Consider the following 12,391-nt stretch of genomic DNA (forward strand, 5'->3'; position numbering starts at 1 on the left):
CCCGGCGGGGGGGGGGGGGGGGGGGTAGACGCCCGCGGGGAGGTGGGGGGGGGGGGGGTGGGGGGGGGGGGGGGGGGGGTGTGGGGTGGGGGGGGGGGCCGTCGGCGAATCGTTCAGATACCTGCGCAGCCGAAGCAACTGGTTGACCACCATGCCGACGCCCAGCAGCATCAGCCCCACCACTATTGCGACCACGATTGCGGCGCTCACGCCCTCCATGATGGCAGGACGGGGTTTTAACCTCGCCCATTGCTGGGTAGCCACACCGGCATGAGTAACGAGGACAAGCTGAAGAACAAGATCGAAGACCTGGGCGGGCGGGCCAAAGAGGCCGTCGGCAAGGCGACCGGAGACCACGACACCAGGGACGAGGGCCGGGCCGACCAGGCGAAGTCCAGCCTCAAGGACGCGGGCGAGAAGGTGAAAGACGCGTTCAAGAAGTGAGCGGGCTTTCCGCGCTGCGCCGGCTGCCAGCGCTCGTTGGACTGGCGGCGCTGGTAGCCGGCGCCCTGGTGTCCAGCGCGCCCAGCCCATCGGCGTCCGCGGAACCGTGTCCCGATGTCGAGGTGGTGTTCGCCCGCGGGTCGGGCGAGCCGCCCGGCATCGGCGGCATCGGCGGGTCGTTCGTGGACGCGCTGCGCTCGCAGATCGGCTCGCGGTCGCTCGGGGTGTATGCAGTGAATTACCCCGCCAGCACGGACTTTTCGGCTCCCGACTTCCCGCAGACGGTGGTCGACGGCATCCGTGACGCCAGTTCGCACGTCGAAGCCACCGCCAAGAACTGCCCCAACACCCGCGAGGTGCTCGGCGGGTACTCGCAGGGCGCCGCCCTGGCCGGGTATGTCACCTCGGCGGCCGTGCCGCCGGGGGTGCCCGCGTCGGCCGTGCCCCCGCCCATGCCGACCGATGTCGCCAACCATGTCGCCGCGGTCACCCTATTCGGAACGCCGTCGGGCGACTTCCTGCAGAAGTACCACGCTCCGCCGCTGGCCATCGGCCCCCTGTATCAGCCGAAGACCATCCAGCTGTGCGCCCAGGGCGACCCGGTGTGCGGCAGCGGCAACGGCGACGACTTCGCCGCGCACACTTCCTACGGGATGAACGGCATGACTTGCCAGGCCGCCAACTTCGCCTCCAGTCACCTGTAGCCCGGAAGGCCCTGCAAAGATCGCAGCATGCGCGTTCTGATCACAGGCGGTACGGGATTCGTCGGCGGCTGGACGGCTAAAGCCATCGCGGACGCGGGGCACTCGATCCGATTTCTGGTGCGCAACCCCGGCAAGCTGGAGACTACGGTGGCCAAGCTGGGCGTCGACGTGTCCGACTTCGCCGTCGCCGACATCACCGATCGGATAGCGGTGCGCAAGGCGCTGGACGGTTGTGAAGCCGTCGTGCACAGCGCCGCCCTGGTCGCCACCGACCCGCGCCAGACGACGGAAATGCTCACCACCAACATGCAGGGCGCCCAGAACGTCCTCGGCCAGTCGGTCGAGCTGGGCCTGGACCCGATCGTCCACGTGTCCAGTTTCAGCGCGCTCTTTCACGCCGGCCTCGAAGAGCTGTCGGCGGACCTGCCGGTCGTCGGCGGGGCGGACGGCTACGGGACTTCCAAGGCGCAGGTCGAGATCTATGCCCGCGGTCTGCAGGATGCCGGCGCGCCGGTGGACATCACCTACCCGGGCATGGTCATCGGTCCGCCGGTGGGTGACCAGTTCGGCGAGGCCGGCGAAGGCGTCAAGGCCGCCCTGCAGATGCATGTGATCCCGGGGCGGAGCGGGGCCTGGTTGATCGTCGATGTGCGCGATTTGGCCGCGTTGCATGCGGCCCTGCTGGAGCCCGGCCGCGGGCCGCGCCGGTACATGGCTGGCGGCCACCGCGTTCCGGCGGCGGAGTTGGCAAAGATGCTCGGCGAGGTGTCCGGGTCTGCGATGGTCTCGGTTCCGATTCCCGACACCGCGCTGCGCGTCGCTGGGGCGGTAATGGATCGCGCCAGCCGGTTCGTACCCTTCGATACGCCCTTCACATGGGCCGGGATGCAATACTACACGCAGATGCCGGCGTCCGATGATTCCCCCAGCGAGCGCGAACTCGGCATCACCTACCGCGATCCGCAAGAGACTCTGGCTGACACGTTCGAAGCCCTTCGCGCCGTGAGCTGAGCGGGGCGCGGCGCTCAGCTGAAGGACTAACGACTGCCGTAAACGGGGTCCTAATGCCCTCGCCGGCCGTGGTCGGCGGAGAGACCATCGCCGTATCGATTCGAGTCATGCGCGCCCGGGCAGGGTCGGACTGCGGATTGGAGGTACGGCATGACCAAACCCATTCCACCCCTGGATCTTTCATGGCTGTTGATCGAGTCGCCAGCCGGTACTACGCACGTCGGCGCCATGCTGTTGTTCAAGAAGCCGGCCGGCCGCGCGCCGATAGTGCGCGAGATCGTGAAGGCGTATCGAGCGTACGCGCCGGCACCGCCCTTCAACTACGTTCCGGAGTTGCTCGGTCGGGGTGCGCCCCATTTCCGAGAGGTGACGCAGTGGGACCCCAACTACCACGTCGGACACCTGGCCCTGCCCGCACGCTCCTCCTACGACGATCTGCTGCGGCTCGTCGCGGATCTGCACGAGCCACAACTCGACCGTAACCGGCCGCTATTTCGGTGCTGGGTGATCGATGGAGTGCCGGACGGTATGTTCGCGATCTACACGAAGACCCATCACTCGATCATCGACGGCGAATCCGGCCTCAAGCTGCTTTACGCCGGGCTGAGCACGACCGGGGAGCGCACCGTCCCGACGCCCGCCTTCGCGCTGGGCGCGCCGGAACCCACACCACACCCTCCGACACCCCTCACGTCGCGGATCGCCGATTCGATTCGCGCTACCCTCACGCAGGTCGAGGCGCTCAGCCAGATTTCGGTCGGCGCGCTGCGCAAGCTCTTCGCGACTATGGTCCGATCACATCTGGAGGGCAGTCTGCCGTTCGGGGCGCAACACGCCCCGACCAACGCCCCGCTGCAGATTGGGCGAAGCTTCGCGACGCTTTCCTTGCCGCTCGAAGAGATGCATGAGGTCGGGCGGCGCCTCGGGGCGACCCTGAATGACGTGGCTGTCACGGTCATCGATGCCGGACTGCACGCCTACCTACGCGAGACGGGCCAAGCCTTCGCGCACCCTTTCATTGCGATGTGTCCGGTGTCGTTGCGCGGCGGCCGGGACACGACGATCGGAACGCGAGTATCGGCCGTGTTTCCGCGACTCGGAGAGCCCGGAGCGAGCATGCCGGAACGGATCCACCAAGTGGTGGACTCGGTCGCCGCGTGCAAAAAGGAGCTCAGCCGCATGTCCAGCGAGGCGGCACTCACCTATGCGGCCGGGCTCGTGGCGCTCGCCGGCCTGGGTTCATCCACGCACCTGGACCGGGTCGCGCACCCGGCGTGCAACCTCGTAATTTCCAACGTGGCGGGCGCAGCGGAGATCAAATACCTCAACGGTGCGCGCCTCCTCGGCATCTACCCGGTTTCCGCCCTCGCGGCCTCGATCGGACTCAACGCCACCTTCGCGTCCTACCACGACAGCATGGACTTCGGTTTCATCGCCAACGCCGCGGCGCTCGGTGACCTACCGCGCCTCGCCCGGTGCACCCGACGGGCCTACGGAGAGCTGAAAGAGGCGGCGGGACTGCAACCGGAGGGTTCCAAGTCGGCCACCGTGTAGGAGGATCGACGGATGAAGAGCGTCACGTGCACCAACGCAAAACTCGAAGTGGTGGACCTGCCCGCACCGACACCGGGCAAAGGCCAGTTGCTGATCGACGTCCTCCGATGTGGCATCTGCGGATCGGACCTGCACGCGCGCCGGCACTGCGACGAACTCGCCGACGTGATGGCCGAGTCGGGATATGACGCGTTCATGCGATCGGATCAGCAGGTGGTGTTCGGTCATGAATTCTGCGGCGAGGTAATCGATTACGGTCCCGGCACCCGCAAGGCCCCGCGGCCCGGCACCCCGGTCGTCGCCCTGCCGCTGCTGCGGCGCGGCAAGGAGGTGCACGGGATCGGGTTGTCGACCATGGCGCCGGGCGCCTACGCCGAGCAGCTTCTGGTCGAGCAGTCGCTGACGTTCGCCGTTCCGAACGGACTGTCCCCCGACGTCGCCGCGTTGACCGAGCCGATGGCCGTCGGGTGGCACGCCGTTCGGCGCGGCGAGGTGGGCAAGGGGGACGTCGCCATCGTCATCGGCTGCGGGCCAATCGGTCTCGCGATTATTTGCATGCTCAAGGCGCATGGGGTGCGCACCGTCGTCGCGAGCGACTTCTGGGCGGGCCGCGGGGCGCGCGCGACGGCCTGCGGTGCCGATATCGTCGTCGACCCCGCACAGGACTCGCCCTACGAGACCGAGGCCGGCCGTAAGCATCTGCAAGGCATCCTCGAGGCGTTCGACCTCGCGGTCGGCACGATCGAGAAGCTACAAAGGCTGCGGCTGCCGTGGTGGCACGTGTGGCGCGCCGCGGAAGCGGCCGGCGCGGCCACCCCCAAGCATCCCGTCATCTTCGAATGCGTCGGCGTCCCGGGCATCATCGACGACATCATCTCCAGCGCGCCGCTGTTCTCGCGCGTCGTCGTCGTCGGAGTCTGCATGGGTGCCGACCGCATTCGGCCGGCCATGGCGATCAACAAAGAAATCGACCTGCGGTTCGTGCTCGGCTACACGCCACTGGAGTTCCGCGACACCCTGCATATGCTCGCCGACGGCAAGGTCGACGTCGCACCGCTGATCACCGGGACGGTCGGGTTGTCCGGCGTTGACGCCGCTTTCGAGGCACTCGGTCACCCCGAGGCGCACGCGAAGATCCTGATCGACCCGAAGAGCGACGCTAAGCGGCCGGCGTGATCTCTAGCCCCACGTGCACCTTGTCGACGCCGCCGCGCACGATCGAGTGCGCATAAAACCACCACGCGTGGTACCAGTATCGCTTGAGCACGGCGTTGTACACCCGCCGCGTCTCCGACTTCGGCAGGACCCGCGCGATCGCTTCGACCGGCTCGCTCTTCGGCTTGCCCAGGGATCCGCTCCTCGCGATCGTCACCCGCGGCGTGTTGTTGATCCGCCTGACCTTCCACGACCCGTCGTCGGTGATGACCAGGAGCTTCTCCCCCTCGGGCACACCCCAGATCGCCGTCGGTTTCGGGCGACCGTCCCTGGTAAAGGTGGTCAGCAGCAGGTATTTGGATGCGATGACGTCTTTGAAGCTTGGAGCCACGATTTTTCCTTCACTTTTTGAACTGTCCGGATGACAATTCCCCGGCCGCCGATTCCCTAATCATGGACTTGGCCTGCGCTCGCCCGCCGTGTTGATTTTTGGCGATCGCCCAAATTAGGGTCCGTTGATGGCCAGGGACTCCACGACGCGCGACATGTTGATCGACGCGACGGTCCGGATCATGGTCGACGAGGGTTACGCCGCGGCGACGTCGCGCCGGGTGGCGGCCGAAGCCGGCGTCAAACCCGCCCTGGTGCACTACTACTTCCCGACCATGGACGATCTCTACCTCAACGTCTTCCGGCGCGGCGCTGCCGCCTATCTGGAACGCCAACGGCGGGCGCTGGCATCCGACCGCCCCCTGCATGCCTTCTGGGACACGCTCATCGAGCCGAAGGACACCCGCCTGCTGCTGGAGTTCATGGGTCTCGCCAACCACCGCAAGGAAATCAGGGCCGAGATCGCGGCCTGGTTCCAGCGCTGGCGCGAGATGCAGACCACCGCCCTGAATTTCATCGTCCGCGAACACGGCCTGGACACAGGCGATTTCCCGCCCGCCGGCCTCGCGGTAATCATCGCCGCGGTCGGCCGCATGCTCATCCTGGAGCAGGCGCTGGGCGCCACGACCGGCCACTCGGAGGCCGTCGCGCTGGTGAGCCGGATCGTCGACCGGTTCGAAATGCCGAGTTAATCCGTTTCAGGGCAATGTGACCCGCAGCCGCTCCCAGCCACGCACGGTCGATGTCGAGGCCAGTTGCGCCGTGTCGTAGTCGATGCCCCATTCCGGCCAGCGGTTGAGAATCTCGTCCAGCGCAACGCGACCCTCAAGGCGGGCCAGGTTGGCGCCAAGGCAGTAGTGCACACCCTTCCCGAACGTGATGTGCGAGATGTTGTCGCGGCGGACGTTGTAGGTGTCGGGATCGGTGTAGCGGCGGTGGTCGCGGTTGGCGGCGCCGAACAGCAGCAGCATGGCGCTGCCGGCGGGAACCGTCGTGCCGTAACACTCGAAATCCCTTGCCATCCAACGCGCGACGTGCGGCCCCGTCGGCTCGAATCGCAATGTCTCGTCGACGGTACGGGTCAACAGTGACCGATTGTCATAGACGACGCGCCGCTGTTCGGGATGCTCGGCGAGCACCTTGGCCAGCCAGCCGATCAGCCGGCCGGTCGTCTCATTGCCCGCCCCGGCCACCACCTGCGTGTAGTGCAGCACCTCCTTGCGCGTCAGCTTTCGGTGCACCCCGTGCTCATCGTCGAACTCGACGTTGAGCAGCGTCGTCATCAGGTCATCGGAAGGGTTCTTGGACCGCCATTCCACGTAGTCGGCGTAGATCCGGCCGTCGGCGATCGAATCGGCGTCGGCAACCTTCAGCGGTGCGCCCGGCTTGGTGCGCAGGTTGGCGTCATTGGCGTCGCGCACCGAGACTTGTTCGGATTCAGGGATTCCCAACAGCATCCCGATCACCCGCATCGGCATCATCGAGGCCAGCTCCGCGATGATGTCGAAGCCTTGCGAGCCGACGAGCGGGTCCAGGCACCGCACGCAGTATTGCCGAATCTGGTCCTCGAGGGCGGCCATCCGGCGCGGCGTGAACACGCGCGCCATCAGGCCGCGCAGCCTGGTGTGCTCGGGCGGATCCTGGAACATCATGACGCCGCCGGGCATGTCGAATTTCGACTGGATGAGCTCCAAAATGTCACTGCGCTTGTTGGAGAACGTCTCCCAGTTGGCCAGCGCCCGCTCGACGTCGGAATGCCGGGACAGCGCCCAGAAGTCATAGCGCTCGTTGTAGTAGATCGGTGCCTCGTCGCGCAGCCGCGCGTAGGTCGGATACGGGTCGGCGTTGATGTCCACGTCGTAGGGGTCGTAGTAGACGTCCGTGTCGCTGGCGACGGTCATCGATGCTTCACCTCCACACCGTTTGGGCGATCGCCCAAATTTGCGGCGAACCCATGTCTAGCAGCAGGTAGACCGGGCAGTCAAGACGCCGGAGAGGGATGATGTCCGCGTGACATTTGGCCAGGACACCACCGGGCTGGTGGTGATCGATCCGTACAACGACTTCATCTCCCCCGGCGGCAAGGTGTGGGACCGCCTGAAGAACGTCATCGAGAGCAACGACTGCGTCACGCACATGAGGCAGGTGCTCGACGCCGCGCGGACCGCGAACATCCGCGTGTTCTACGCGCTGCATCGCCGATACCGCCCCGGCGACTACGAGACGTGGAAATACATCGCCCCCGTCCAGAAGGCGGCGTGGTCGCGCAGGACCTTCGAGTTCGGCACCTGGGGTGGTGAGCTTCGCGACGGGTTCGAACCGCAACCCGGCGATATCGTCGCCCATGAGCATTGGTGTTCAAGTGGTTTCGCCAATACCGATTTGGACCTGCAGCTCAAACGGCACGGCATTCATCGGCTCATCGTCATGGGGCTGATCGCCCACACCTGCCTCGAGGCCACGGTGCGGTACGGCGCGGAGCTTGGTTACGAGGTCACCGTGGTGCGCGACGCAACCGCGGACTATTCGGACGTCGAGATGCGCGCCGCGCTCGAGGTGAACATCCCGAACTACGCGACCGCGATCCTGCCGGCGAGCGAGGTGATCGCCTCGATCACGGCCAGTGTTCCGGATCTGTGAAGATTTACCGCCCGGGTGTGAAGGCTTCGTTAAGAAGGCGGCACGCCCGCGGCCGGACCGGCACCGTGGATGTATGACGCTCTTCGAGCTGCTTCCGTCGGTGAGGCACGGGCTGAACCCGCACCTCGACCGCGCGGTCTGGCCGCTCAGCGCGTACGTCGACGACCTGGGCCGATTGTGCGTCGGGGACGTCTCCGCCGACGATATCGCCGCCGAGTACGGCACCCCCACCTACGTGGTGGACGAGGAGGATTTTCGCGCCCGCATCCGCTGCTATCGCGCGACGCTCCCCGATGCCGAGCTGATTTACGGCGGCAAGGCGCTGTTGAGCGTGGACGTGGCCCGCTGGGCCGCCGACGAAGGGGCCGGCGTGAAGGTGTGCTCGGCCGCCGAGCTGGCCACCGCGCTGGCTGCCGACGTCCCGCCCTCGCGGATCGTGCTGGCCGGCGCGAAGACCGCGACTGAACTCGGTGACGCGATCGCGGCCGGCGTCGGGCGGATCGTGATCGACTCACCCAGCGAGATCTCGCTGCTCGCCTGCCGGGCGCGGCACCGTCAGCGCGTCCTGGTGCGGGTCATTCCCGACGTCGGGACGCCCGACCAAAAATTCGGCTTCGCCCTGGCGGGGGGCCAGGCTGCGCTCAGGCGTGTCGTGGACCAGCCGTCGCTCGACTTGGTGGGGCTGCACTGCCAACTCGGGGCGCACATCACCGACGCCTCGCTGTACGGTGCGGCTATCCGGCAGACGATCGGCGTGATGGCCGCGGTCCGCGAGCACCATCAGGTCGTCCTCACTGAGCTCAATCTCGGCGGCGGTCACGCGATCCCATACCGTTCGGGCGACCCGGAACTCAACCTGCGGTCACTCGGGGCCACCGTGGATGCCGCGTTGGAATCCGCTTGCGCGGAGCACGGATTCCCGCGGCCGAAGATCGCGATCGAGCCCGGCCGGGCGATCGCCGCACGCGCCGGGGTGACCCTGTGCCGGGTCACCGCTGTGAAGCGGCAGCCGGGCGGGCATACCTTCATCGCGGTGGACGACGGCCCGGCCGACAACCCGCGGAGTTTGGGCCTGAAATACACGGTGGCACTGGCGAACCGCCACCGCCCGACCGCCAGCGCACCCGTCACCGTGGTGGGCCGGAATGGACACGGTGACGAGATCGCCCGCGACGTCGAGCTGCCCGCGGACATCCACCCCGGCGATCTGCTGGCGGTGGCCTGCACCGGCGCCTATCAGCACTCGACGGTATCGAGCCCCAGTCTGGTGGGCCGGCCGCCGCTGGTCGCGGTCTCCGGCGGCCGCTCTCGCGAGCTGGTGCGCCGGGAGACCGTGGCCGACCTGCTGGCCCGCGACCGCGGTTGGAACGGCCAATGACGTCGCCCGGCACGAACGTTCGCGCACGCGCCGACCGCTTGCGTGTCACGGTGGCGTACGCCGTCCTGTTGCTCGCGGTCTCCGTCACCCTGACGGCCATGGGTGCGCGCACCCGCGCCTCGGTCGTGAGCGAAATGAGCACCAACCTGCACAACCTGGCGCACGGCCACCTGGCCGCCCTGGTCGGTAGCGCATTCGTCAGCGACGGGGGCGACGTCTATCTCTGGTTGCCGGGGCTGGTGTGCCTCCTGGCGCTGGGCGAACTCATCTGGCGCGGTCGGGGCTTGCTGATCACCTTTGCCGTCGGCCACATCGGCGCCACCTTGATCCTCGCGGTAGGGCTGGTCGCCGCGGTGGAGACGGGATGGTTGCCGTTCTCGGTCGCGCGAGCCACCGATGTCGGGATCAGCTACGGCGCGGTGTGCGTGCTGGGCGCCCTGACCGCATCGATACCGTTGCGCTGGCGTCCGGCCTGGATCGGTTGGTGGCTCGGCATCGGGTTGGTGGCCACGTTTAATGCGGACTTCACCGCGTTCGGTCACGTTCTGGCGCTACTCCTTGGCATGGGCTTGTCGTTCCGGTTGCCGTCGATGGCGCGCTGGACGCCCGTGCACGCGGCCTTGCTGACCGTCGGCGCCGCGTTCGGGTTCTTCGTGCTGTCGGGATGCTCGTCGTTGATGGCTCCCGTCGGCGGGTTGACGGGTGTCGTGATGGCCCTGCTCGCCAACCGGGTGGTGCGGTCGGCCGCGGTCTAATCGGTTGAGCCGGTCAGCGTCTCGATCTGATAGCGGCTGGCCGTCCACGGCGGGGAGTCTTGTGTGGGCGTGAGGGTGATCGCCAGCTGCGCTTTGCCCGCGGTTATCGATTGCGGCAAGAGGTACGTGTCGTCGAGCCAGCGATGAAAGCCGTTGCTGCGCGGCTGCAGCCAATTCCCGACGGGAACGCCATCGATGGTGACGTCCGCCGACTGGAAGCCGTCCGCCTGATCCGACGTGCGGCGCAGCGCGATGCCGCGGTTGTCCGGGTCGGTCTCGAGGTGGAACGTGACCGCGGCGTTGGTGGCGCGGACCGACCCGATCACCGGATGGGTGTCGTCGGCCCCTTCATATTCGCTGACCAGCAGCTGATCGGCGCCGTCAATGTCGGCGTAGCCGTGCAGGAGTCGACTGACCGGGTCGCCCGGGCGAACGTCGTCGCCAGGCGTAAGAGTGTCATTCGGCTGCGTGTAGAGGAAAGCTGTTGAGCTGTAGTCGGGTTGAACCATGTTCCGTTTACCGTGCTCGATGCCGAAGCGGATCGCGGAATGGTAATCGATGGCGTCGGCGAGCATGAGTCGATAAACGGCGACACAGTAGTCGGCGCAGCCGGCGGTGGCCGTGCGCCGGTCGGGTTGCCCGGTGAGCGGGTCGCTGAAGCGGGTGCCATCCTTGAAATACCAACCGCCCTCGTAGAGGTCCTCGGTACCGGTGCCATACCACTGGGGCGACCCGGCGCCGTCCGTGTAGACGCGCTCGGCCCCTTCGAGAAAGTAAGGGGCGGCGTCACTGAACGCGGTCCTGATTCGAGAACCGCGGATGGTGTGGCTGACGCCGACGAATTTCCCGTGGCCCTGCTCGTCGGCGAACAACCAGTCCTGACCGACGACCGTCGGCCCGGAATGCGAGCGAGCGGTGAAGTAGCCGGCGCGACCGCTGGCCAGCGCGGCCGCCCATTGGGCATCGGGGGCGGTGGTCACGTCGCTGTCGATTCCGGCTACCGGGTGGTCGGTGGTGTTCACAATCGTGATGCGGGCCGCGTGGGCGAAAGGCATGGGCCACCATGCGGACAACGACAGCGGTCCCCCGGGCTGCTGGACCACCGCGAACATCAGGGACCGCACGGTGTTGGCACCGAGCCCGGCGCCGAAGAACTCCCCGAGCGGCGAGTCGACCAGGGTGCGGCCGTCGAAGTCCATTCGCAGCCGCAAGCCGCTCAGCAGTTGGTCCGCCGGTTCGGGCAGTTGCAGCCGTAACGCCGAGATGGTGCCCGCGCCGGCCGATTCCGCGATGGTCATCTCGGCCCCGGCCGGGACCTCGACGACCCGGTTGTCGTGAACCGCCGCAGCCGCAGACGGTTTGGGGTCGACGGCGCCCGCGGCGCGCAGCATCGCGAGCACGTCGAGCGCGGGGTCGGAGGGCGAGAAAGTCGACACGCCCATGGCGCTCGAGAATTGTCGATAGTCGACGTGGTAGTACTCGAGATTCGACGCGACGCTGATCCGCATCGACTGTCGGTAGGGCATCGGCACCTTGATGTACACACCACCCGGCGACTGCGCCGCATTCGCAACGAGCGGCCACTCGAACGGCGCACCCAACGCACCGTCGACCACCGATTGCAGGGGAGCGTCGATCACCGTTCGTCCGTCCAGTTCGACGCGGATGTTCCCGAGCCGGGTCACCTTGCCGCCGTCGCGGGTGAGCCAGATCGAATCCACCTCGCCGGCACCGCGATCCTCCGCGATGACGCAGCCGGCACCGCCCGAGGTCAAACATCCTCCGGTGCCGTTGCGATTACCGGTGGAGAGGTCGAAATCACCGCCGCTGCGGTCGAAACTGGAAAGCTGCAGGGCCTGCGTGTCGGTGCGCAGATACGGCAACCGGTCGAGCCGTCGATAGGTGTCCCAGCCGACCAGCCGGTCGCCGGCGTCATTACCGATCGGCGTCGCGAGCGCCGCGCCCGCAGCGGTAATACTGACCGGCACCGAGAGCGCAAAAGCTAGCGTTGCGCACCACGCACGAAGAGCCACCGGCATAGCGAAGAAGCCTACTTTTCTCGGTCGGGTTGACCGGATTTGGAATCTAATCAGGCCGGTGCCGTGGGACACGAAAGATCACTCTGGCATGAAATGCATTCACCGTGTTGGCACTTGAGAGAAGAGCGGACCGAGATTGGCGCGAGCGTATACACCGGCGCGGTGTGGTCGTCCAGACAGCCTACCGAGTTGGTCGGCAGGATTGCAATGGGCACAGCGAATGCGGGGATCGCCGACAATCGGCAGCGCTGCAGGGGACCCCAGAGTCCGTATCTCGGTTCCCCCGAGCATGTTTCGCATCGCCCTGCATTGTTGGAAATG

The 12,391-nt window shown here is 67.0% G+C and carries 13 protein-coding genes; 9 read left to right on the forward strand and 4 right to left on the reverse strand.

Annotation, left to right across the window (positions count from 1 at the left end; translation table 11 throughout):
* A partial coding sequence (locus tag A5773_RS26805) for a hypothetical protein (RefSeq protein ID WP_156744920.1) occupies positions 1-219 on the reverse strand: 219 nt, incomplete at its 3' end.
* A 51-nt stretch (positions 220-270) separates the two neighbouring features.
* On the opposite strand from A5773_RS26805, the gene A5773_RS21820 reads away from it, so the two are divergent.
* The 5 genes from A5773_RS21820 to A5773_RS21840 all read left to right on the forward strand — a co-directional run bounded on the left by A5773_RS21820 (position 271) and on the right by A5773_RS21840 (position 4,889).
* Complete coding sequence (locus A5773_RS21820; RefSeq protein ID WP_066954818.1) at positions 271-444, forward strand: CsbD family protein; 174 nt, start codon at positions 271-273, stop codon at positions 442-444.
* Positions 445-467: 23 nt separating this feature from the next.
* Entirely contained in the window at positions 468-1,148 is a 681-nt protein-coding gene (locus A5773_RS21825) for a cutinase family protein (protein ID WP_082948342.1), read from the forward strand.
* Positions 1,149-1,175: 27 nt separating this feature from the next.
* A complete protein-coding gene (locus A5773_RS21830) occupies positions 1,176-2,159 on the forward strand; it encodes an NAD-dependent epimerase/dehydratase family protein (protein WP_066954819.1) in 984 nt (327 codons plus the stop codon).
* Positions 2,160-2,309: 150 nt separating this feature from the next.
* A complete protein-coding gene (locus A5773_RS21835) occupies positions 2,310-3,713 on the forward strand; it encodes a wax ester/triacylglycerol synthase family O-acyltransferase (RefSeq protein WP_067792529.1) in 1,404 nt (467 codons plus the stop codon).
* A gap of 12 nt (positions 3,714-3,725) precedes the next feature.
* Positions 3,726-4,889 carry a zinc-binding dehydrogenase gene (locus A5773_RS21840; RefSeq protein WP_067792533.1) on the forward strand — a complete coding sequence of 388 codons (1,164 nt, stop codon included), beginning with the start codon at positions 3,726-3,728 and terminating at the stop codon, positions 4,887-4,889.
* Here A5773_RS21840 and A5773_RS21845 read toward each other — a convergent pair.
* Positions 4,873-5,259, reverse strand: a complete 387-nt coding sequence (locus tag A5773_RS21845) for a PPOX class F420-dependent oxidoreductase (RefSeq protein WP_066954828.1) — start codon at positions 5,257-5,259, stop codon at positions 4,873-4,875. The genes A5773_RS21840 and A5773_RS21845 overlap by 17 nt on opposite strands.
* Positions 5,260-5,413: 154 nt before the next feature.
* On the opposite strand from A5773_RS21845, the gene A5773_RS21850 reads away from it, so the two are divergent.
* Positions 5,414-5,950 (forward strand): TetR/AcrR family transcriptional regulator, encoded by a 537-nt coding sequence (locus A5773_RS21850; RefSeq protein ID WP_066954972.1) that lies wholly within the window; start codon positions 5,414-5,416, stop codon positions 5,948-5,950.
* Between the two features lie 6 nt (positions 5,951-5,956).
* Here the strand turns inward: A5773_RS21850 and A5773_RS21855 are convergent, their stop codons facing one another.
* Positions 5,957-7,159 (reverse strand): cytochrome P450, encoded by a 1,203-nt coding sequence (locus A5773_RS21855; protein ID WP_067792536.1) that lies wholly within the window; start codon positions 7,157-7,159, stop codon positions 5,957-5,959.
* Between the two features lie 109 nt (positions 7,160-7,268).
* Here A5773_RS21855 and A5773_RS21860 point away from each other — a divergent pair, with 109 nt between their 5' ends.
* The 3 genes from A5773_RS21860 (at position 7,269) to A5773_RS21870 (ending at position 10,031) form a co-directional block, all read left to right on the forward strand.
* Positions 7,269-7,898: a cysteine hydrolase family protein gene (locus A5773_RS21860; protein ID WP_066954833.1), complete on the forward strand. Its 630-nt coding sequence runs from the start codon at positions 7,269-7,271 to the stop codon at positions 7,896-7,898.
* 73 nt (positions 7,899-7,971) lie between these two features.
* Positions 7,972-9,276: a diaminopimelate decarboxylase gene (locus tag A5773_RS21865; protein ID WP_067792539.1), complete on the forward strand. Its 1,305-nt coding sequence runs from the start codon at positions 7,972-7,974 to the stop codon at positions 9,274-9,276.
* Positions 9,273-10,031 (forward strand): rhomboid-like protein, encoded by a 759-nt coding sequence (locus A5773_RS21870; RefSeq protein ID WP_066954838.1) that lies wholly within the window; start codon positions 9,273-9,275, stop codon positions 10,029-10,031. Before A5773_RS21865 ends, A5773_RS21870 begins: the two co-directional genes overlap by 4 nt.
* Here A5773_RS21870 and A5773_RS21875 read toward each other — a convergent pair.
* Positions 10,028-12,070 (reverse strand): glycoside hydrolase family 172 protein, encoded by a 2,043-nt coding sequence (locus tag A5773_RS21875; protein ID WP_066954841.1) that lies wholly within the window; start codon positions 12,068-12,070, stop codon positions 10,028-10,030. The two genes, A5773_RS21870 and A5773_RS21875, sit on opposite strands and share 4 nt — an antisense overlap.
* Positions 12,071-12,391: the final 321 nt, after the last annotated feature.

Source organism: Mycobacterium sp. 852014-52450_SCH5900713, from assembly GCF_001667075.1.
GTDB lineage: Bacteria > Actinomycetota > Actinomycetes > Mycobacteriales > Mycobacteriaceae > Mycobacterium.